The sequence below is a fragment of the Streptomyces triticagri genome, assembly GCF_003429565.1.
Lineage (GTDB): Bacteria > Actinomycetota > Actinomycetes > Streptomycetales > Streptomycetaceae > Streptomyces > Streptomyces triticagri.
This window is the reverse complement of sequence record NZ_QUAK01000106.1, coordinates 1-20666: the sequence shown is the minus strand read 5'-3', so window position 1 is coordinate 20666 and position 20666 is coordinate 1. Positions and strand designations below refer to the sequence as shown.

The window sequence follows — 20666 nt, the reverse complement described above, 5'->3', positions numbered from 1 at the left end:
TGTTGAGTTCTCAAGAAACGGACGCTTCCTTCGTACTCACCCACTCCGGGCTTTCCTCCGGGCGCTTCCCTTCGGTGTTTCCAGACTCTATCAGGCCTTTTCGCTGCCCATGACCACCCCCCTGCAAGCATGCAGAAGCGTGACCCGGGTCTAGGATCGACGAGACAGATGCCGTTCGGACTTCGGCTCGGATCGCCGCGCAGTCGCGAACAGGTGGTCGACACTACAGGCGGACGCACCGGGTGCGCAAATCGTTTGTGGGCGTTCCGTATGTCCATGAACCAGGAGTTCTCGTGGGGAACCGGGACTTCTTATGACTTACGCTTCTCACCAGTGCGTCGTTGACGACAGGTAGTGACGACGTAGTTGATCCCCACCTCCTGGGAGGCCCTCCATGACGACCGTGACGTCCCCGCTCGCCGGCCGTGCCATCGGACTTGCTGCAGTGCCTGACCCGGTCTTCTCCGGTGCGATGGTCGGTCCCGGCACGGCCATCGACCCCGCGCGTGAAGCGTCGACGGCAGTGGCGCCTGTCGACGGTGTCGTGGTGTCGCTGCACCCGCACGCCTTCGTCGTCGTCGACGCCGCCGGCCACGGAGTGCTCACTCACCTGGGCATCGACACGGTCCAGCTCAACGGTGAAGGCTTCGAGCTGCTTGTGAACAAGGGCGACACCGTGCAGCGTGGCCAGGAGATGGTGCGCTGGGACCCCGCCGCCGTGGAAGCGGCCGGTAAGTCTCCGGTGTGTCCCGTGGTGGCTCTCGAGGCGACGGCCGATGCCCTCTCCGACGTTGTAGAGGACGGCGACGTCAAGGTCGATGACGCGCTGTTCAGCTGGCAGTGACGCCAGTGCCGCCGCCGGCGGCAGGTTCCATGTCCAAAGCGGTGGCAGCTCCGCCGCATGTACCGGAGACGGGTGAAATGGAGACAACGCTGCGAGGCGTCGGCGTGAGCCACGGTGTGGCGATCGGCGAAGTACGGCATATGGGGACGGCGGTGCTCGAGCCCCCTGCCAAGCAGATTCCGGCCGAGGCCGCGGAGCGGGAGCAGGGGCGGGCGCGCCAGGCCGTCGAGGCGGTCGCCGCCGATCTCAATGCGCGGGGCAATCTCGCCGGTGGTGAGGCGCAGGCCGTGCTCGAGGCGCAGGCCATGATCGCGCAGGACCCCGAGCTGATGGCCGATGTGGATCGGCGTATCGCGGTGGGGAGTTCTGCGGAGCGGGGGATCTACGACGCCTTCTCGCACTACCGCGAGCTTCTCGCCGGGGCGGGCGAGTACATGGCCGGTCGGGTCGCCGACCTGGATGACGTGCGCAATCGAATCGTGGCGCGGCTGCTGGGTGTTCCCATGCCCGGCGTGCCCGACAGTGACGAGCCATATGTGCTGATCGCTCGTGATCTCGCGCCGGCTGACACCGCGCTGCTCGACCCGGCGTTGGTGCTCGGGTTTGTGACCGAGGAGGGTGGGCCGACCAGCCACAGCGCGATTCTGGCGCGGGCGCTCGGAGTTCCCGCCGTGGTGGCGCTGCCGGGAGCCGGTGAGTTGACCGAGGGCACCGTGGTGGCGGTGGACGGCAGCACCGGCGAGATCTTCGTGGACCCGAACGCCGAGAAGCGTGCGGCTCTCGAGGCTGCCGCGGAGGAGCGCAAGGCCGCGCTGGCCGCGTCCACGGGGCCGGGTGCCACGTCGGACGGTCACAAGGTGCCGCTGCTCGCCAATGTCGGCGGACCGGCTGATGTCCCGGCCGCGGTGGAGGCGGGGGCCGAGGGCGTGGGGCTGTTCCGTACGGAGTTCCTGTTCCTTGATGACAGCACCAAGGCGCCGTCCGAGGAGAAGCAGGTCGAGGCCTATCGGCAGGTGCTCGAGGCGTTTCCGCAGGGGCGCGTCGTCGTGCGGGCGCTGGATGCCGGCGCCGACAAGCCGCTCGACTTCCTCACGCCGGCCGACGAGCCCAACCCGGCGCTCGGGGTCCGCGGGCTGCGGTCTCTGCTCGATCATCCCGAGGTGCTGCGGACGCAGTTGACGGCCCTGGCGAAGGCGGCCGAGGGGCTCCCGGTGTATCTCGAGGTCATGGCACCGATGGTGGCGGACCGGACGGATGCCAAGGCGTTCGCCGATGCCTGTCGCGAGGCCGGACTGCAGGCCAAGTTCGGTGCGATGGTGGAGATTCCGTCCGCGGCTCTGCGTGCTCGCTCGGTGCTGCAGGAGGTCGAGTTCCTTTCCCTGGGGACGAACGACCTCGCGCAGTACACCTTTGCCGCCGACCGTCAGGTGGGTGCGGTGTCTCGGCTGCAGGATCCCTGGCAGCCCGCGCTGCTCGATCTGGTCGCGCTGTCCGCCGATGCGGCGAAGGCCGAGGGCAAGAGCTGTGGCGTCTGTGGCGAGGCCGCGTCGGATCCGATGCTTGCGTGTGTGCTGACGGGTCTTGGGGTGACCTCCCTGTCGATGGGCGCTGCGTCCATTCCGTATGTGCGGGCGACGCTGGCCAAGTACACGCTGGCGCAGTGTGAGCGCGCGGCTGCCGCGGCGCGTGCCGCGGACACTGCCGAGGAGGCGCGGGCGGCTGCGCACGGTGTGCTGTCCGGCGAGTGAGTGAGTAGTACGGAGCTGTGGCTCCGGCCGAGGGCGTCCCTGCCGTGCGGTGGGGGCGCCCTCGGCGTATGCGTGGGTCCGGGTCAGTGGGACGTGCCCGGATCCAGAGGGCCGAGGTCGGGTGCGGCGCGGTAGTCGAGCCCGGACTCGGGGGAGATCAGGTCTCCGGTGCGGGCGTCGGTGCAGTAGGCGTCGAAGACTTCCGCCTCGGTCAGCGGGACGAGGCGGTCGGACTTGAGGCGCCAGCCGCAGACCGCCTCGGCGGTGTCCTCGCGTGCGGTGCGCAGGACCACGCCGCCGGCGCCGGCAGTGGCGATGCCGGCGGCGAGCACGGTGGTGAAGTCGGCCGCCTCGTCCTCGTCCAGGTCGACGCGGCCGTCGGCGGTGGCGTGCGCGTGCAGGGCGGAGAGCAGGTGGTGTCCGTCGTGAGCGACGCTGCAGACGAGGTGGTGCGCCCCCGGGCCCGCGGCACGGAGCAGCCGGGTGACCAGAAATGCCGCCCTGGCGAGCGCCGCGCGGCCGATGTCCTCGCCGCAGTCCGCGCACTCCCCCACCTCGGCGAGGAGCGCCTGGGCGTACTCCCAGGTGGACTGGCGGACCGTGATGTCGACGAGCTCCGGCAGCAAGTGGCGCAGGGGGCGGCCGTCGTAGGCGACGGCGGGGCCGGCGGCGAGGTGGGCCGTGAACCGCATCCGGCCGCGGGGGCTGTCTGCGTTCAGGCCCTCGTCGGCGCAGAAGTCCGCGTATTCGGTGGGGTCGAAGAGGGCGACGGTGGTGTGGCTGCCTCCCGCGTCGCGGGCGCGGAGCAGACGGTCCATCTCGCTGAGGTAAGTGGAGTGGTCGTCGAAGGTGAAGGTGCGGTAGCGGCGCATGGCCGCGAAGTCCTCCTCGTCGGCCAGCAGGCCGATGGTGCCGACGACTTCGCGGCGCAGGGTGCGTCGCATGGTGGCGGACTCGGTGTGCGCCATGATTCCCCCTGATGTTCCGATTCGTGACTGGTGCTCACTCACCGTAGTCGGGGGGTCTGACAACCGGTCTCCGGGCGGTCGGGATCAGGGTCGGTTGCGGGCCTGGTCGGCGTAGAAGCGGAGGAGGTCGAGATTGTCGACCGAGCCAGGGTTGACGGCTTTTTCCATGGGCGTGCCCTGGAGCAGGCGCTTGACCGGAACCTCGATGCGCTTGCCCGTGAGGGTGTGGGGCACGCCGGGTGCCTCGATGATGTCGTCCGGTACGTGGCGGGGCGAGAGCTGTTCGCGGAGTGCTTGTTTGATGCGGCTGCGCAGGGTGTCGTCGAGTTCGGCGCCGGGGGCCAGGTGGACGAAGAGGGGCATCCAGTAGCCGCCGTCGGGCAGTTCGAGGCCGATGACCAGGGATTCCTTGATCTCCGGGAGGCGTTCCACGACTTCGTAGATGTCGGCCGAGCCCATCCGTACGCCCTGGCGGTTGAGGGTCGAGTCGGAGCGGCCGTGGATGACGACGGATCCGTGGTCGGTGATGGTGATCCAGTCGCCGTGGCGCCACACGCCGGGGTAGGTGTCGAAGTAGCTGTCGTGGTAGCGGGTGCCGTCGGGGTCGTTCCAGAAGGAGACGGGCATGGACGGCATGGGGCGGGTGACGACGAGTTCGCCGACTTCGCCGATGAGCGGCTTGCCCTGTGGGTCCCAGGCGCTGAGGGCGGTGCCGAGGCAGGCGGCCTGGAGCTCGCCGATGTGCACGGGGAGGGTGGGTACGGCGCCCGCGAAGCAGGAGCAGACGTCGGTGCCGCCGCTGACCGAGGCGATCCAGAGGTCGTCGCGCACCTCGTCGTGCAGCCAGCGGAAGCCGTCGGGTGGTAGCGGTGATCCGGTGGTGGCCACGCACTGGACGCGGGACAGGTCGAAGTCGCGGCCCGGGTGGACGTCGGCCTTGCGGCAGGCCATCACGTATGCGGCGGAGGTGCCGTAGAGCGTGGTGCCGGTGAGTTCGGCGATGCGCCACTGGGCGGCGGTGTCCGGGTGTCCGGGGCTGCCGTCGTAGAGCACGATTGTGGTGCCGGTCAGGAGGCCTGATGCGAGGAAGTTCCACATCATCCAGCCGGTGGACGTGTACCAGAAGAAGCGGTCCGATGGGCCGAGGTCGCAGTGCAGGCCGAGTTGTTTGAGGTGTTCCAGGAGGATGCCGCCCTGGGACTGCACGATGGCCTTGGGGAGGCCGGTGGTGCCGGAGGAATAGAGCACCCACAGAGGGTGGTCGAAGGGCACGTGCTCGAAGACGGGTGTGGTGTCGCCGGCAGTGACCTCGTGCCATTCCAGTGCGCCGTCGGGGGCCTGTGTGCCGAGGAGCGGGACGTGCACCACCGCGCGCAGGGTGGGCAGTTCGCGGCGGAGTTCGGCGACCGTGTCGCGGCGGTCGTGCTCCTTGCCGCCGTATCGGTATCCGTCGACGGTGAACAGGACGACCGGTTCGATCTGCTGGAAGCGGTCCAGGACGCTGCGGGCGCCGAAGTCGGGGGCGCAGGAAGTCCACACCGCGCCGACGGAGGCGGTGGCGAGCAGGGCGACGACGGCCTGCGGGATGTTGGGCAGATAGCCGCTGACGCGATCGCCGGGGCGTACGCCGAGGGAGCGGAGGCGCTCGCTGAGGGCGCCCACCTGGCGGCGCAGCTCCGACCAGCTGACCGGACGGATCTCCTGGGTCTCGTCCACGTGCAGGAGTGCCGGATCGTCCGGCCTGTCGTCGGCCGCCCTGAGGGCGTGCTCGGCGTAGTTGAGGGTGGCACCGGGGAACCAGGTCGTGCCGGGCATCGTCGGGTCCGCGACGGCGTACTCGTACGGGGTCTCGAAGCGGACCTGGAACCAGTCGGCGACCGCCCTCCAGAAGGTGTCGAGTTCGTCCACGGACCACTGCTGCAGGGCCTGATAGCCGCCCTCTGCGGGGGCGCCGTACCGCTCCGCGGCCCAGGACTGGAAGCGGGTGACCGCGGCGGCGTCGATGCGTGCCTGATCGGGCTGCCAGAGCGGAGGCTGCTGAGGAGTGGCGGTGGACACGGGGCGGCTCCCGGGGTGCGTGGGCGGGTGCGCGTCGGCCGGGGTGGGGCGCGCGGCTGTCACGGACGATGCCATGTGATCGACTTCGGCACCAGGGTGTGCCGCCCATATTCGGCGGCTCGGGTATGTGCGTGTGCCACGGGTGAACGGCAGTTGAACGCCACGCGCGCGGTGGGCCCGTGATGGCAGGGTGAGCTGCATGGACGGTCGGGACGTGGTGCGTGCGGTGCAGTCGGTCGGCGTGGTCGGTACGGCGCAGGGGCTGCGCTCGGTGCGCGCGGCGTGGCGCAGACGGCGTACGGACGCGTGGGGGCTGCCGCGCAGGACGGGTGAGCGGGCGCGGGTGCCCGGTCCGGTGACGGGTGTGGAGCCGGGGCCGGGCGGTGGGGTGGTGCGGTTCGCCCGGTCGCAGCTGCAGGTGACGGTCACCGGCGGTGGTGCGGTGTTCTGGGGCTGGGACGGGGCCGGTGTGCAGCCGTCGTACGCCGTGCCGGGTGCGGGGCCTGAGCCGGATCCGCGGGCCGTTCTCGAGCCGGACACGAAGGGCGGCTGGCGGGTGGTGTCCGAGCGGGTCACGGTGGTGGTGTCCCGGCACGGTGCGGTGGAGGTGTGCACTCCCGGGGGTGTGGTGTTGCGGCGGGATCTGCCGCCGCGCTGGTGGGCGCCGGAGTCGGGCGGTGAGGCGCGTTGGGTGCAGCGTTCCGAAGTGGCGGCTGATGCGCGGTTCTTCGGGCTCGGTGGGCGGGCTTCGGGGCCGCGGCTGCGGGACGGGGCGTACCGGCTGTGGAACACGGATCCGGGTGGTTCCTTCGGTCCTGAGGACGATCCGTTGTCGCTGACGATGCCTGTGCAGTTGGTGGTCGCCGACGCGGGGACGCATCTAGTGTTCCACGACAACACCTGGGACGGGACGGTCACGCTTCGGGAGGGCGACGAGGGCGCCGGTTCGGGGCACGACCGGCCGGGCGGTTGCGAGGTGCGGATGAGCGGTGGGCCGCTGCGCTGTTGGGTCGTGGTGGGTACCCCCGCGCGCGTGCTGGGTGCCTGGGCCGCGCTGACGGGTGCTCCGGCCGTGCCGCCCGCGTGGGCGCTCGGGTATCAGCATGCGCGCTGGGGCTTCGGGAGCGCGGCGGAGGTGCGGCGGGTGGTGGCCGGCTACCGGGAGCGTGGGCTGCCGCTGGACGCGGTCCATCTGGACATCGACCACTTCGATGGACACCGGGTGTTCACCGTGGACCGGGAGCGGTTTCCCGATCTGCCGAAGCTGGCCACCGAGTTGGCGGACGACGGGGTGCGGCTGGTGTCGATCGTGGACCCCGCAGTGAAGGCCGACCCCGGGACGGATCTGTACGCCTCTGGACGGGGCGTGGACGCCTTCGTACGGGACCGGCGGGGCAAGGAGGTCCGCGGGGAGGTGTGGCCGGGTGAATCGGTGTTCCCGGACTTCACCTCGCCACTGGTGCGCGGGTGGTGGGGCCAGCAGTACGAGGAGCGGCTCGCGCAGGGCTTCGAGGGGTTCTGGCACGACATGAATGAGCCCGTGTCGTTCACCGCCTTCGGCGACCCGACGCTGCCGCGTTCGGCGCGGCATGCCGTCGAAGGGCGGGGCGGCGACCATCGGGAGGCGCACAACGTCTATGGCCTGTGCATGGCGCAGGCCGGCTACGAGGGGTTGCGGAAGCTGCGTCCGGACGTACGGCCGTTCCTGTTCTCGCGGTCCGGGTGGGCCGGGTTGCAGCGTTACGGGGGCACGTGGTCCGGGGACGTGGCGACCGGGTGGCCCGGGCTGCGTGCGTCGCTCTCGCTGGTCCTGGGGCTCGGGCTGTGCGGGGTGCCCTACTCGGGGCCCGATGTGGGCGGTTTCGACGGGTCGCCGTCGCCCGAACTGTATGTGCGGTGGCTGCAGTTGGCTTCGTATCTGCCGCTGTTCCGTACGCATTCGGCGCTGCGGGCCGGGCGGCGGGAGCCCTGGGAGTTCGGTCCTGCCGCGCTGGAGCACGCGCGCGTGGTGCTCGATGAGCGGCATCGGCTTCAGCCGTACCTGGTGACCTTGGCGCATCTCGCGCAGGCGACCGGTGCGCCGTATGTGCGGCCCCTGTGGTGGTCCGCTCCGGAGGACCGGGCGCTGCGGGACTGCGAGGACGCGTTTCTGCTCGGGGATGCGCTGCTCGTGGCGCCGGTGCTCGAGGGCGGGACGGACCGGCGGGCGGTGCGGTTGCCGCGGGGGCGGTGGTACGACGCGGTGTCCGGTGCGGTGCACGAGGGGCCCGGGCAGGTGCTGTTGGATGCGCCGCTGTCGCGGATTCCGGTCCTGGTGCGGGCCGGTGCGGTGGTTCCGGTGCGCGGTGCGGACGGTTCGGTGGAGCTGGAGGCGTGGGCTCCGGCGCGTGGGCGGACCGGCGGCGGCCTGGTGGTGCGTGATGCCGGGGACGGCTGGGAGCAGCCGGAGATCGAGCGGTACGCGACCCGCTGGGACGGTGACGCGGTGGTGGTGGAGCGGGAGACGGACGAGGGTCCGGTCGCCGTGCAGGACGCGGTGCGGGTGCGTGGGGTGGCCCCGTAAGCGCATAGGAGGCTACGACGTGCAGCGGACGGGGGTCGCGGGCCCGCGGTCAGCCGTAGTGGCCCGCGAACCACGCGCGCGTGGCGATGGTGTGCAGCGGGAATCCGAGTTCGACCGGCTCGCGCAGGAGGTGCCGTCCGTGGGTCTCGTCCGTGGGCCGGTCGGGCGGCAGTTGTGCAACCGGCAGGACGGGAAGCAGGCCGAAGATCAGGAGGTGCCCGTCACGCGAACTGAGAACGTCGGCAAGAACGACGTCGCGCGCATGGGCCTCGATGCGGGTCTCCTCGCGGAGCTCGCGGACGACGGCGTCACGCCAGTCTTCGCGGTGGTCGACGAAGCCGCCCGGCAGCGCGTCGAGGCCTCGGGCGGGAGCGATCGAGCGGGTGATGACGAGCAGGCCGATGCCGGCGGTGTCCTGGACCGGTTGGAGGGCCACCGCTACGGGCAACGGGTTCCGGTAGGCAGTGTGGCCGCAGGCCGGACAGCGGCGGGGCCAGACCGCGACGTTGCCGTAGGGCGCGCCGCAGGTCGAGCAGTGGGAGTGCGGCTCGACGGTGCCCCTCGGTCCGGCAGTTCCCCTCGGTCCGGTGGTGCAGCTCGGACGGGCGCTCGGCTCGGCCGTCTCGTGCACGTCGCTCGGCGGGCTCGGCTCTGACACGCGCGCACTGTATCGAAGGCACCCGGACTGCCACGCAACACGCGCGGACTGCGGGCGATCGCCTTTCCTCCGGCCGCCGCGGCTGGTACACGTCAGTGCCCATGACACGACTCACCGCGGCACTGCGCGCGTTCGCCGTCACCGCCACCGCTCTCGCCACCGTCGCCGTGCTTCCCGCGCCGGCCCAGGCACGACATGAGCCGAAGGCTCCGGAGGAGTTCGTCGCGCTGCGCGACGTGGATCCGACGATCCTCGAGGAGATCCGATACCCCACGAAGCACAACTTCGTCGGCGACCGCATCGACGGATACCGGCAGCGGATGTGCATCCTGACCCGGCCCGCGGCCGAGGCCCTGCACCGGGCCCAGCAGCGGCTGTTGCGCAAGGGCTACTCGTTCAAGGTCTACGACTGCTACCGGCCGCAACGGGCCGTGGACCACTTCGTGCGCTGGGCGGAGGATCTGGGCGACGAGCGCATGAAGACGGAGTTTTATCCACAGGTCGACAAGTCGAGGTTGTTCGAGGACGGTTACATCGCGGAGCAGTCCGGACACAGCAGGGGCTCCACGGTCGACCTGACGATCGTCCGGCTCCCGGCGAAGCCGACCCGTCCGTACCGACCGGGCGAGCCGCTGGTGCCGTGCTATGCGCCGCAGGACGAGCGGTTCCCGGACAACTCGCTGGACATGGGCACCGGTTACGACTGCTTCGACACCCGCTCGCACACCGATGACCCGCGCGTGACTCACGAACAGCGGGCGAACCGCGATCTGTTGCGCGACGCCCTGTCCGAGGAAGGATTCGAGAATCTCCCCGAGGAATGGTGGCACTTCACGCACAAGCCCGAGCTGTTCCCGGACACGTACTTCGACTTCCCCGTCAGCCGCCGATCGCTGAGGCCCTAGGGGACGTCCGCACAGGTCAGGCCGGCGGCCACGCACCGCTCACTGGCGGCTGACTGCATCGGAGGCGGTGGCTGGCTGCTCAGTGGCTGAGCAGCCAGCCGATCCGGTCGTAGGCGAGAACCTGGTAGCCGACCATGATCGCAAGGAGCCAACGGGCCGCGCGGCGCAGGTCGGCGAGGTGGAGCGCAGCCACCGCACCGAAGAAGACGGCGAGTTCGAGGAGGAGGCGCAACGGTCCGGGCGTGTGGATGTCGGTCTCGCCCTTGGACGGGTCGTCCGGCACCGTGAAAGAGCCCCACGCCCAGCCCACCGCAACGGGCAGTGCGACGACCAGCGGCCAGCGCCACGGAGAGGGCACCTTGCGCCAGCTCCAGATCGCCAGGCAGAGCAGCGAGACCAGCTCGAGCAGGAAGCGGATCGCAAGCATGGCGTCGTTGTTGGCGAGTGCCAGCGTGTCGTTCACCTGGCCGCCTCTGCACGTGCCTCGATCGGCATGTCATCCCCCATGTTGTCGCCGGCCCGCGCGCGCTGGCCGGTCGTGGAACGGGTCGCCTCGGGTGGTTGACGCATCGTTCCCCGTCCGGGGAACCGTCCACAAGTGCCGATGCCGTGAACTCGGTCAGGTCTGGCGGTCGTTGACGGGGAAGTGACGGGACATGACGGGCTGTGGACCTGTCTCCGAGCACCCCTCGCGCGCCGTGCCGACTCCGTGGCACACTCCCCCTTGGATCTGATGCATCGTCAGCTACGTGTCCGGAGTGGGCCGTCGACCGCCGGCGCGCGCGCCGACCCCGCGCGCCCGCGGTTCGAGGAGAGGTGGGCATCGTGCCGCGTACGCGAACACCGGTGGTGGAAGGCTGGTTCACCGGAGAGGGCGAGGACTTCCGGCTGCTCGGCACCCGGTGCGAGGCCTGCCGGAACGTGCACTTCCCGCGGGAGGACACGCACTGCCGCAACCCCGCATGCCCGGGCGGCGAGTTNGCACTTCCCGCGGGAGGACACGCACTGCCGCAACCCCGCATGCCCGGGCGGCGAGTTGGCCGAGGTCCCGCTGTCGCGGCATGGCCGCATCTGGTCGTTCACGGACGGCCGCTACCGTCCACCGGCACCGTACGTGTCCGATCCGGACCTCCCCTGGGAGCCGTACACCCTGATCGCCGCGGAACTCGAGGGCGAGCGGATGGTGGTGCTCGGACAGGCACCGCCCGGTGTCTCACCCGCCGATCTGTCGGTGGGCATGCGGGTGCGCGTGGTGCCCGGGGTGCTCGGCGAGGACGCCGAAACCACCTGGACGACCTGGAACTTCGAGCCGGTGAGCGGGTCATGAAGCACGATGTGGCGGTGCTCGGGGTCGGCATGCATCCCTGGGGCAAATGGGGCCGGAGCTTCACCGAGTACGGAGTGGTGGCGGCCCGGGCCGCGCTGGCGGACGCGGGCGTCGACTGGCGGGAGGTCGGCTCCGTCGTCGGCGCGGAGACCGTGCGCGGCGGCTATCCCGGCTATGTCGCGGGGGCGACCTTCGCCAAGGCGCTCGGCTGGCAAGGCGCCCGCGTCACGACCGTGTACGCGGCCTGCGCCTCGGGCGCCCAGGCCATCAACACCGCCCGCACACAGCTCCTTTCGGGCCTCGCCGACGTGGTCCTCGTGGTCGGCGCCGACGCTGCTCCGAAGGGCTTCTTCCGGCCCGCGGGCGGCGAACGGCCCGAGGATCCCGACTGGTTGCGCTTCCGCGTGCTCGGCGCCACCAATCCCGCGTACTTCGGCCTCTACGCCCGCCGCCGCATGGCACTGTACGGCGACACACTGGACGACTTCGCCCAGGTCAAGGTCAAGAACGCCGCTTGCGGAGCGCTGAACGAGCATGCCCGCTACCGCAAGCCCGTCACCGCACCGGAGGTCGCCGCGTCTCCCGTGGTCGCCGATCCGCTGCGACTGCTCGACATCTGCGCCACCTCGGACGGCGCGGCCGCGCTGGTGCTGTCCACCATGGACTTCGCCCGCGCCCGCTCCACCGAGCCGCCCGTACGCATCCGGGCCGTGTCAACCGTCACCCCCACCTTCCCGCAGACCACCCTCGATCTGCCCGACATCGCCACGGACTCCGCGGCCACCGTGCCGCCCGGGCCGGTCGGATTCCGCGCCTCCATCGCCGACGCCGCCTACGAGGAGGCCGGCATCGGTCCCGAGGACCTCTCGCTCGCCGAGGTCTACGACCTGTCCACCGCCCTGGAGTTGCAGTGGTACGAGGATCTCGGGCTCTGCGCCGAGGGTGCGGCAGCCGCCCTGCTGCGGGCCGGCGACACGGCACCGGGAGGCAGGACACCGGTGAACACGAGCGGTGGTCTCGCCTCCTTCGGGGAGGCCGTCCCGGCTCAGGCCATCGCCCAAGTATGCGAGCTCACCCGGCAGTTGCGGGGGCAGGCGGGCGAGCGGCAGGTGGCAGCGGCGCGCGTGGGGCTCAGCGCGAACCAGGGGCTCTTCGGCCACGGGTCCGCGGTGGTCGCGGTGCGGTGACGCCGCCCGCGCAACGGGCCGCGCCATGCATGTCCCGACGTCCGGTGTGCCCCTGAACAACCGTTGTGGTCCGCGACCTTGACGCTCCATCACGACCGGTGAACACTTCCGGGTGTCAGTCGGCATCGCCGCTCTCCGGCGCCGCGCCGCGCACGGCCCTCACCTGCACAGCAGGCCGGCCTCCAGGGCGATCCGGCTGCGACGGCACGCTCGTCACCGACGCCGGGCGGGGCTCAGGACCCCTCCTGCCCTCGGTGGACGTGGGCACGCGCAATGCACCCGCACGGAGGACCGGGGCCCGAGCCCCGGGCGAGGGGCTAGGAGCCGCCATGTATTCCAATGGGGACATCTTCGTCGGTGAGATCATCGGCACCGCGATCCTGATTCTGTTCGGCGCCGGCGTCTGCGCCGCGGTGAATCTCAACAAGTCCAAGGCCAACGACGCCGGTTGGGTCGTCGTGGCGTTCGGCTGGGGCTTCGGTGTGATGGCCGGGGCGTACACCGCCAACCCGCTCTCCGGAGGCCATCTCAATCCGGCCGTGACCCTCGGCCTCGCGGTCGCCGACGTCACCGAGTGGGCCGACGTACCGATCTATTTCTCGGCGCAGATGATCGGCGCGATCATCGGTGCGCTGCTCGCCTGGGCGCTGTACTACGCCCAGTTCCAGGTGGCGAACAAGGACGCCGAGACCGCCGTACCGACGCTCGGAGTCTTCGCGACCGCGCCCGAGGTGCGCCATCCCGCCGCCAACCTGGTCACCGAGATCATCGCGACCGCGGCCCTGGTGGGACCGCTGCTGTTCTTCAGCAAGAACACCGGTATCGCGGTCGGCGAGTTCGAGAACGGCATCTACGGATCGGGCATCAACGTGCTCCTCGTCGCCCTCCTGGTGGTCGGCATCGGCCTCTCGCTCGGCGGTCCGACGGGCTACGCCATCAACCCGGCCCGCGACCTGGGACCACGGATCGTGCACACGGCCCTGCCGATCCCCAACAAGGGCACGAACGACTGGGGTTACGCCTGGATCCCGGTGGCCGGGCCGCTGATCGGCGGCGTCCTCGGCGCCCTCGTCTTCAACGCAGCCTTCTGAACAGCAGCCTTCCGAACTAGGGGTAGTCATGCCGGACAACGCCGACAGGTTCGTCGCCGCCATCGACCAGGGCACCACCTCGAGCCGCTGCATCATCTTCGATCACGGCGGCGAGATCGTCGCCGTCGACCAGCGCGAGCACCGCCAGATCTTCCCCAAGCCCGGCTGGGTCGAGCACGACGCGACCGAGATCTGGTCCAAGGTCCAGGCCGTCGTCGCCGGGGCACTCGCCAAAGCAGGCCTCAGGGCCGACCAGTTGAGCGCACTGGGGATCACCAACCAGCGCGAGACGACGGTGCTCTGGGACCGTGCGACCGGCCGGCCCGTGCACAACGCCATCGTCTGGCAGGACACCCGTACCTCCGCGCTCTGCAACGAACTCGGCGGGGACGTGGGCCAGGACCGCTTCCGTGACGCCACCGGACTGCCGCTCGCCAGCTACTTCTCCGGGCCGAAGGCGGCCTGGCTCCTCGACAACGTGCCGGGACTGCGCGCCCGCGCCGAGCGCGGCGAGATCGCCTTCGGCACCATCGACTCGTGGTTGATCTGGAATCTCACCGGCGGCACGGACGGCGGAGTGCACGTCACGGACGTCACCAACGCCGGGCGCACCATGCTGATGAACCTGGAGACGCTCCAGTGGGACGCCTCGATCCTGTCCGCGATGAACGTCCCGGAGTCGATGCTCCCGGAGATCCGCTCGTCCGCCGAGGTGTACGGCACGGCCGTCGGCCAGCTGTCCGGCGTCCCGGTGGCCTCCGCGCTCGGGGACCAGCAGGCGGCCGTGTTCGGGCAGGCCTGCTACGACGTCGGCACGGCGAAGAACACGTACGGCACCGGGAGCTTCCTGCTGCTCAACACCGGGAACCGGCCGGTCCCTTCGAAGAGCGGGCTGCTCACCACGATGGGTTACCGGATCGGCGGCGAGGCCCCGGTCTACTGCCTGGAGGGCTCCATCGCGATCACCGGCGCTCTGGTGCAGTGGTTCCGCGACCAGCTCGGCATCATCGGCAGCGCGGACGAGATCGAGCCGCTCGCGGCGAGCGTCGACGACAACGGCGGTGCGTACATCGTGCCCGCGTTCTCCGGGCTCTTCGCTCCGTACTGGCGCTCCGACGCGCGCGGTGTGGTCACCGGTCTGACGCGGTACGTCACCAAGGCGCATCTGGCCCGTGCGGTGCTCGAGGCGACCAGCTGGCAGACCCGTGAGGTCGTCGACGCGATGTACCAGGACTCGGGCGTGCAGATCACCACGCTCAAGGTCGACGGCGGGATGACCAAGAACAATCTGCTGATGCAGCATCAGGCGGACGTGCTGGGCGTCCCGGTGGTCCGGCCCCGGGTGTCCGAGACCACGTGCCTCGGCGCTGCCTACGCGGCGGGTCTCGCCACCGGGGTGTGGAACGACCTCGACGAGCTGAAGGCGCACTGGCAGAAGGACGCCGAGTGGACGCCGCACATGGAGGCGACGGCGCGCGAGGCCGAGTACGACAACTGGCGCAAGGCGGTGGAGCGGAGCTTCGGCTGGCACGAGGACGGCGAGGGCTGAATCGCTCCGCGCTCGCCCCGGTCCCACGGACAGCGGCCCGTACCCCGGTCGGCGGGGGTACGGGCCGTGCGGGCGCCCGTACGGCCGTGGGTGCGGATCAGGTGGTCGCGGGCTCGCGCTCCGCGGCGGCCCTGTTCATCGCGTGCTCGACGACGGTGATCAGGACCTCCTTCACCGACTCACGGTCCCGGGCGTCACACAGGACGACCGGTACGCCGTCGTCCAGGTCGAGGGCGCCGCGTACCGCGTCCGCCGGGTAACGCTCCGCGCCGTCGAAGCAGTTGACGCCGATCGCGAACGGGATGCCGCGCCGCTCGAAGTAGTCCACGGCCGCGAAGCAGTCCTCGAGTCGGCGGGTGTCCGCCAGGACCACTCCGCCGAGCGCGCCCGTCGCCAGCTCGTCCCACAGGAACCAGAAGCGGTCCTGCCCGGGTGTCCCGAAGAGATAGAGCACCAGGTCCTCGCGGAGCGTGATCCGGCCGAAGTCCATGGCGACCGTGGTGGTGCTCTTGCCCTCGATCCCCTCGGTGTCGTCGACCGGGCGTCCGGCCTCGCTGAGGGTCTCCTCGGTGCGCAGCGGCCTGATCTCGCTGACCGAGCCCACCAGGGTCGTCTTGCCCACGCCGAATCCGCCGGCCACGAGCATCTTGAGGGTGACCGGCTCGACGGGGGGCTTACGGCGTCCGGAACGCCCGATCACCATGGGTCTCCACTCCTGGGTCACTGCGGGTCGGAGGTCACTGCGCATCGAAGGCAGCTGCGGGTCGAACTGCCTTGTGGCGCAAGGAAGTTCCGCAGCAGACTCTAGCGGCGCGCAGCCACGTGTTCACCCGGGGTGGGCGAAAGGACCGGAATCGTGCCGTCCGGGCGGGTCCCGAGGCGGTCAGGGCGCGGTGTCGGGCGGCCCGTAGCCTCCGCCGCCGGGGGTCTCGACGACCAGTACGTCCCCGGCGCCCAGTTCCGCCGCGTCGCTGCCCGCGAGTTCCTCGACGGTCCCGTCGGTCCGCTCGATCCGGTTCGAGCCCAGCGCACCCGGCTCGCCGCCGGCCATGCCGTACGGAGGTACGCGGCGGTGCCCGGACAGTGTCGAAACGGACACCGGCTCCAGGAAGCGCAGGCGGCGCACGGCGCCGTCGCCGCCGGGCCACCGGCCGCGGCCACCGCTGCCGGCCCGTACCGAGAAGTCCTCGAGGAGCACCGGGAGTCGCCACTCGAGCACTTCCGGATCGGTGAGCCGGGAGTTGGTCATATGGGTCTGGACGACGGGTGCGCCCGGGAAACCGTCGCCCGCTCCGGAGCCGGAGGCGACGGTCTCGTAGTACTGGTGGTCCGCGTTGCCGAAGGTGACGTTGTTCATCGTGCCGGAGCCCTCGGCCTGCACGCCGAGCGCTGCGTACAGGGCGCCCGTGATGGCCTGGGAGGTCTCCACATTGCCCGCGACGACGGCGGCGGGCGGTTCGGGCGAGAGCATGCAGCCGGGCGGGACGACGATGCGCAGCGGGCGCAGACAGCCGTCGTTGAGCGGGATGTCGTCGCCGACCAGGGTGCGGAAGACGTACAGGACGGCGGCGTTGACCACGGCGTAGGGGGCGTTGAAGTTGCCGGGCAGCTGGGCGGAGGTGCCGGTGAAGTCGACGGTGGCGGTGCGCGCGGCGCGGTCCACGGTGACGGAGACCGCGAGGGTGGCGCCGAGGTCCGTCTCGTAGGAGCAACTGCCGTCGGCGAGGGTGTCGATGACGCGGCGGACGGCGTCCTCGGCGTTGTCCTGGACGTGCCGCATGTACGCCTGGACGACGTCGAGCCCGAAGTGCCGGATCATGGCGCCGACTTCCTCGACTCCCTTGGCGTTGGCGGCGATCTGGGCGCGCAGGTCGGCGAGGTTGGTGGCCGGATTGCGCGAGGGGTACGGGCCGGAGGTGAGCAGGCGCTCGGTCTCGGCCTCGCGGAAGCGGCCGTCCTCGGTGAGCAGCCAGTTGTCGAAGAGGATGCCCTCCTCCTCGATGCGGCGGCTGCCGGCGGGCATCGAGCCGGGGGCCATGCCGCCGATCTCGGCGTGATGGCCGCGGGTGGCGACGTGGAAGAGGATCTCGTCGCCGTCGAAGACCGGGGTGATCACGGTGACATCGGGCAGGTGGGTGCCGCCGTGGTACGGGTCGTTGACCGCGTAGGCGTCTCCCGGCCGCATCCGGTCGCGGCGACGGCGGATGACCTCCTTGACGCTGGTGCCCATCGAGCCCAGGTGGACGGGGATGTGCGGGGCGTTGGCGACCAGGTTCCCGTCCGGGTCGAAGAGGGCGCAGGAGAAGTCGAGGCGCTCCTTGATGTTGACCGACTGGGCGGTGGACTCCAGGCGGGCGCCCATCTGTTCGGCGATGGACATGAAGAGGTTGTTGAACACCTCGAGGAGTACGGGGTCGGCCGCCGTGTCCGCCGAGGGGCCCTCGGCGACTGCGGTGCGCCGCATCACGAGGTGGCCCCCGTCGTCGACGGCTGCCTGCCAGCCCTCGTCCACGACGGTGGTGGCGTTGGCCTCTGCGACGATCGCCGGGCCGGTCACCTGCTCCCCCGGAGCCAGATCGGTACGGCGGTGCAGGGGCACGTCGCGGCGCTTGCCGCCGGTGTGCAGGACGACCGTCTCCGGTGCTCGGCGCGCACGGCTCGCGGCCGGCACGGCGAGGTCGGGCGGCTCGGTGACGCCGGTGGCCTCGACGGTGAGGGCCTCGACGACCAGCGGGCGGTCCAGGACGAAGGAGTAGGTGGCCCGGTGGGCTGCCTCGAAGTCCCGCCGCATGGCGCCGGGTTCGGTGAGGTCGACGGTGAGAGCGGTGTCCGTGCCGTCGTAGCGGAGTTGGGCGCGGCGGACGACGCGGATGCGGTCCTCGGGGACGGCTTCGGCGCGCAGTTCCTCGCGGGCCGCGGCTTCCAGGGCGTCCGCGGTGGCCTCGACGTCCGGCATCGCGGCGGGCTCCAGCGCTGCCTCCACGGACTGTTCGCGCATCGCGGTGGTGTCGGCGAGGCCGATGCCGAGCGCGGAGAGCACTCCGGCCATGGGCGGTACGAGGACCGTGCGGATGCCGAGCGAGTCGGCGACGGCGCAGGCGTGCTGGCCGCCCGCGCCGCCGAAGGTGGTGAGTGCGTAGCGCGTGACGTCGTGGCCCTTCTGCACGGAGATCCGCTTCACGGCGCTCGCGATGTTCGCCACGGCGATCCTCAGATAGCCCTCGGCGACCTGCTCGGGGGTGCGGTCGTCGCCGGTCTGCTCGGCGATGTCGGCGGCGAGCGCGGTGAAGCGTTCGCGTACCAGGTCGGAGTCGAGCGCCTGGTCGCCGTCGGGGCCGAACACCCTTGGGAAGTGGGCGGGTTGGATGCGTCCGAGCATCACATTGGCGTCGGTGACGGTCAGCGGGCCACCGGCGCGGTAGCAGGCGGGTCCCGGGGTGGCACCGGCGGAGTCGGGGCCGACCCGGTAGCGGCTGCCGTCGAAGTGCAGGACCGAGCCGCCGCCCGCGGCCACGGTGTGGATGTCGAGCATCGGGGAGCGCAGTCGCACGCCGGCGATCTGCGTCGTGTACACCCGCTCGTACTCCCCGGCGTGGTGCGAGACATCGGTCGAGGTGCCGCCCATGTCGAAGCCGATGACCCGGTCGAAGCCGGCGCGCTGCGACATCCGGGCCATTCCGACGATGCCGCCGGCGGGCCCGGACAGGATGGCGTCCTTGCCGCGGAACCGGCCGGCCTCGGTGAGCCCGCCGTTGGACTGCATGAACATCAGCGGTGCGTCCCCCAGGCTGGCCGCGACGCGGTCGACGTAGGCGCGAAGGACCGGTGAGAGGTAGGCGTCGACGACGGTGGTGTCGCCGCGCGGCACCAGCTTCATCAGGGGGCTGACCTCGCTGGAGAGGGAGATCTGCGGGAAGCCGATGCCGGCGGCGAGACGGCCGATCCGCTGTTCGTGGCCCGGGTGGAGATGGCTGTGCATGCAGAGCACCGCGACGGCGCGGATCCCGTCGTCGTACGCGGTACGCAACTCCGTGGCGAGGGCGTCGAGATCGGGCCGGGTCAGGACGGCGCCGTCGGCGGTGATGCGCTCGTCGACCTCGACGACCCGCTCGTAGAGGAGTTCGGGCAGCACGATCTCGCGGGCGAAGATCTCCGGCCGGTTCTGGTACGCGATGCGCAGGGCGTCGCGGAAGCCGCGGGTGACGACGAGGGCGGTGCGCTCGCCCTTGCGTTCAAGCAGGGCGTTGGTGGCCACCGTGGTGCCCATCCGGACGGCGTCGACCGGGGCGGAGGAGAGGTCGTCGTCCGGGGCGGCGCCGAGCAGTTCGCGGATGGCCTCGACCGCCGGGTCGGCCTGTTGTGCCGGGCGCTCGGAGAGGAGCTTGTGGGTGATCAGGCTGCCGTCGGGTCGGCGCGCCACCACGTCGGTGAACGTACCGCCGCGGTCGATCCAGAACTGCCAGCCCGTCACTGCGCTCTCCCGCCCGGTGTGCGCGCCGCTCAGAGCGCGCGAAGGCCGCTGATCACATCGCGCAGAATACTCTCGTCCGGCAGCTGTGCAGGGGGAACGGGGCGCGAGACGTGCACGAGGTCGTCGTCCGCGAGGTCGCCCACGAGGACCCGGACCACACCGACCGGCAGATCGAGCTCGGAGGCCAGCTCCGCCACGGACTGGGGGGTGTCCTGGCAGAGCTCGACTATCGCCACGTGCTCGGGCGCCAGGGTCCGGTCGGCGCCGGCCTCGTCGACGCCCTGCTCCGCGACGACCAGGGCGATCAGGTCGAGTCGGTGCTGGGACGCGCTGCTGGTGCGTCCGCGCGTCATCGCGTACGGACGCACCACCGGTCCGGCGTCGTCGTCGAACCAGTGGGGCGTCCCGTTACCGTCGTGGCTCATGCCATCCCACTACCCGCCCGCGGGCGTTTCGGTACGTGGAGCCGTACCCAAATGCACGCCGACGCGCTTGACCAGGAGCGTCATCTCGTAAGCGACCTGGCCGACGTCCGAGTCGGCGTCCGAGAGGACGGCGAGGCAGCTGCCGTCACCCGCTGCGGTGACGAACAGGAAGGCGTCGTCGAGCTCGACGACGGTCTGGCGTACCCGGCCGGCCTCGAAGTGTCTGCCGACGCCCTTGGCCAGGCTGTGGAATCCGGATGCCACGGCGGCCAGGTGCTCGCTGTCCTCGCGGGTCAGATCCTTGGACACTCCGGTGGCCAGGCCGTCGCCGGACAGGACGACGGCCTTGCGGATGCTGGCCACGCGGGCGACGAGGTCGTCCAGGAGCCAGTTGAGCTCGCCGGAGCCGCCTCGGCCTCCGTACGGCCCTGCGGCAGTCTGCGGTGCGGTCATCGACCGTCCCCTTCGGGTGTGGTGCGGTGGTCGGCGGCGGGATCCGGGGGTGTGGACTCCGCCGCTTCGCGCGAGGGTGCGGCGGCGTCCGCCGCGGCATCTGCGCTACCGGCGCCGTTGCCGGTACCGGGGTCGTCGGTGGGGCCGGTGGGTGCTGCGTTCTGCTCCCGGCCCCGCTGCCAGCCGCGCTGCAGGGAGGCCATCCGGCTGCGCACCTCGTCGGCGTCGCGGTCGGCGGGCCCCTGGTCGGCGGCTGTCGTACGGGCTGCTGCGCCCTGTGCGTCTCTGAGCTGCGGCGCGATGCTGGCCTGACGTACGCGCCGGGGCAGGCCGGCGTGCGGGAGGCCGGCGGCGGGCGTGGGGGCGCCCGGTGTGCCGGTGGCGGTGGGCCCGGTGGGTGGAGTGGGCTCGGCGCCGCT

Annotated in this window: 16 protein-coding genes and 2 pseudogenes; 9 read left to right on the top strand and 9 right to left on the bottom strand. The window is 71.1% G+C overall.

The features are described from left to right. Positions 1-394 precede the first annotated feature (394 nt). Together DY218_RS19670 and ptsP are read left to right on the top strand one after the other, a co-directional pair. A complete protein-coding gene (locus tag DY218_RS19670) occupies positions 395-844 on the top strand; it encodes a PTS sugar transporter subunit IIA (protein ID WP_128557399.1) in 450 nt (149 codons plus the stop codon). Positions 845-921: 77 nt separating this feature from the next. Then, positions 922-2592 (top strand): phosphoenolpyruvate--protein phosphotransferase, encoded by a 1671-nt coding sequence (ptsP, locus tag DY218_RS19665; protein WP_128557402.1) that lies wholly within the window; start codon positions 922-924, stop codon positions 2590-2592. An 83-nt stretch (positions 2593-2675) separates the two neighbouring features. Here the strand turns inward: ptsP and DY218_RS19660 are convergent, their stop codons facing one another. Then, complete coding sequence (locus DY218_RS19660) at positions 2676-3560, bottom strand: hypothetical protein (protein WP_128557398.1); 885 nt, start codon at positions 3558-3560, stop codon at positions 2676-2678. 84 nt (positions 3561-3644) lie between these two features. Further along, a complete protein-coding gene (locus DY218_RS19655; RefSeq protein WP_128557397.1) occupies positions 3645-5618 on the bottom strand; it encodes an acetoacetate--CoA ligase in 1974 nt (657 codons plus the stop codon). 199 nt (positions 5619-5817) lie between these two features. On the opposite strand from DY218_RS19655, the gene DY218_RS19650 reads away from it, so the two are divergent. Next, on the top strand, positions 5818-8181 hold the full coding sequence (locus DY218_RS19650) for a glycoside hydrolase family 31 protein (protein WP_128557396.1): 2364 nt from the start codon (positions 5818-5820) through the stop codon (positions 8179-8181). 49 nt (positions 8182-8230) lie between these two features. On the opposite strand, the gene DY218_RS19645 is transcribed toward DY218_RS19650, so the two are convergent. After that, positions 8231-8839 carry an NUDIX domain-containing protein gene (locus DY218_RS19645; protein WP_233521720.1) on the bottom strand — a complete coding sequence of 203 codons (609 nt, stop codon included), beginning with the start codon at positions 8837-8839 and terminating at the stop codon, positions 8231-8233. Between the two features lie 101 nt (positions 8840-8940). Here DY218_RS19645 and DY218_RS19640 point away from each other — a divergent pair, with 101 nt between their 5' ends. Then, positions 8941-9744, top strand: coding sequence for a M15 family metallopeptidase (locus DY218_RS19640; protein WP_128557395.1), 804 nt, complete (start codon positions 8941-8943; stop codon positions 9742-9744). Between the two features lie 79 nt (positions 9745-9823). Here the strand turns inward: DY218_RS19640 and DY218_RS19635 are convergent, their stop codons facing one another. After that, on the bottom strand, positions 9824-10207 hold the full coding sequence (locus DY218_RS19635; protein ID WP_199566786.1) for a YrdB family protein: 384 nt from the start codon (positions 10205-10207) through the stop codon (positions 9824-9826). A gap of 383 nt (positions 10208-10590) precedes the next feature. On the opposite strand from DY218_RS19635, the pseudogene DY218_RS35270 reads away from it, so the two are divergent. The 5 genes and pseudogenes from DY218_RS35270 to glpK form a co-directional block, all read left to right on the top strand. Then, positions 10591-10724: pseudogene (locus tag DY218_RS35270) on the top strand (zinc ribbon domain-containing protein); the annotation flags it as partial. Position 10725: 1 nt separating this feature from the next. After that, a partial coding sequence (locus DY218_RS19630) for a Zn-ribbon domain-containing OB-fold protein (RefSeq protein WP_233521719.1) occupies positions 10726-11071 on the top strand: 346 nt, incomplete at its 5' end. Continuing rightward, positions 11068-12258, top strand: coding sequence for a lipid-transfer protein (locus tag DY218_RS19625; RefSeq protein WP_128557394.1), 1191 nt, complete (start codon positions 11068-11070; stop codon positions 12256-12258). The genes DY218_RS19630 and DY218_RS19625, both read left to right, overlap by 4 nt. 329 nt (positions 12259-12587) lie before the next feature. After that, a complete protein-coding gene (locus DY218_RS19620; protein ID WP_128557393.1) occupies positions 12588-13349 on the top strand; it encodes an MIP/aquaporin family protein in 762 nt (253 codons plus the stop codon). Positions 13350-13377: 28 nt separating this feature from the next. After that, positions 13378-14898 (top strand): glycerol kinase GlpK, encoded by a 1521-nt coding sequence (gene glpK, locus DY218_RS19615; protein WP_128557392.1) that lies wholly within the window; start codon positions 13378-13380, stop codon positions 14896-14898. Between the two features lie 97 nt (positions 14899-14995). On the opposite strand, the gene DY218_RS19610 is transcribed toward glpK, so the two are convergent. From DY218_RS19610 to DY218_RS35265, 5 genes and pseudogenes are all read right to left on the bottom strand, one after another. Beyond that, positions 14996-15601, bottom strand: a complete 606-nt coding sequence (locus tag DY218_RS19610) for a GTP-binding protein (RefSeq protein WP_128557391.1) — start codon at positions 15599-15601, stop codon at positions 14996-14998. A gap of 180 nt (positions 15602-15781) precedes the next feature. Further along, positions 15782-19369, bottom strand: a complete 3588-nt coding sequence (locus tag DY218_RS19605; protein ID WP_128557390.1) for a hydantoinase B/oxoprolinase family protein — start codon at positions 19367-19369, stop codon at positions 15782-15784. Between the two features lie 29 nt (positions 19370-19398). Next, complete coding sequence (locus DY218_RS19600) at positions 19399-19794, bottom strand: DUF742 domain-containing protein (RefSeq protein WP_128557389.1); 396 nt, start codon at positions 19792-19794, stop codon at positions 19399-19401. Between the two features lie 9 nt (positions 19795-19803). Beyond that, a complete protein-coding gene (locus tag DY218_RS19595) occupies positions 19804-20247 on the bottom strand; it encodes a roadblock/LC7 domain-containing protein (protein WP_128557388.1) in 444 nt (147 codons plus the stop codon). Continuing rightward, positions 20244-20666: pseudogene (locus tag DY218_RS35265) on the bottom strand (histidine kinase); the annotation flags it as partial. The pseudogene DY218_RS35265 and the gene DY218_RS19595, both read right to left, overlap by 4 nt.

Excerpts from the sequence above, each read along its gene's own strand:
- DY218_RS19660 (WP_128557398.1), bottom strand. The coding sequence starts at position 3,560 with ATGGCGCACACCGAGTCCGCCACCATGCGACGCACCCTGCGCCGCGAA.
- DY218_RS19600 (WP_128557389.1), bottom strand. The coding sequence starts at position 19,794 with ATGAGCCACGACGGTAACGGGACGCCCCACTGGTTCGACGACGACGCC.
- DY218_RS19625 (WP_128557394.1), top strand. The coding sequence starts at position 11,068 with ATGAAGCACGATGTGGCGGTGCTCGGGGTCGGCATGCATCCCTGGGGC.
- glpK (WP_128557392.1), top strand. The coding sequence starts at position 13,378 with ATGCCGGACAACGCCGACAGGTTCGTCGCCGCCATCGACCAGGGCACC.
- DY218_RS19670 (WP_128557399.1), top strand. The coding sequence starts at position 395 with ATGACGACCGTGACGTCCCCGCTCGCCGGCCGTGCCATCGGACTTGCT.
- DY218_RS19620 (WP_128557393.1), top strand. The coding sequence starts at position 12,588 with ATGTATTCCAATGGGGACATCTTCGTCGGTGAGATCATCGGCACCGCG.
- ptsP (WP_128557402.1), top strand. The coding sequence starts at position 922 with ATGGAGACAACGCTGCGAGGCGTCGGCGTGAGCCACGGTGTGGCGATC.
- DY218_RS19650 (WP_128557396.1), top strand. The coding sequence starts at position 5,818 with ATGGACGGTCGGGACGTGGTGCGTGCGGTGCAGTCGGTCGGCGTGGTC.
- DY218_RS19595 (WP_128557388.1), bottom strand. The coding sequence starts at position 20,247 with ATGACCGCACCGCAGACTGCCGCAGGGCCGTACGGAGGCCGAGGCGGC.
- DY218_RS19640 (WP_128557395.1), top strand. The coding sequence starts at position 8,941 with ATGACACGACTCACCGCGGCACTGCGCGCGTTCGCCGTCACCGCCACC.
- DY218_RS19610 (WP_128557391.1), bottom strand. The coding sequence starts at position 15,601 with ATGGTGATCGGGCGTTCCGGACGCCGTAAGCCCCCCGTCGAGCCGGTC.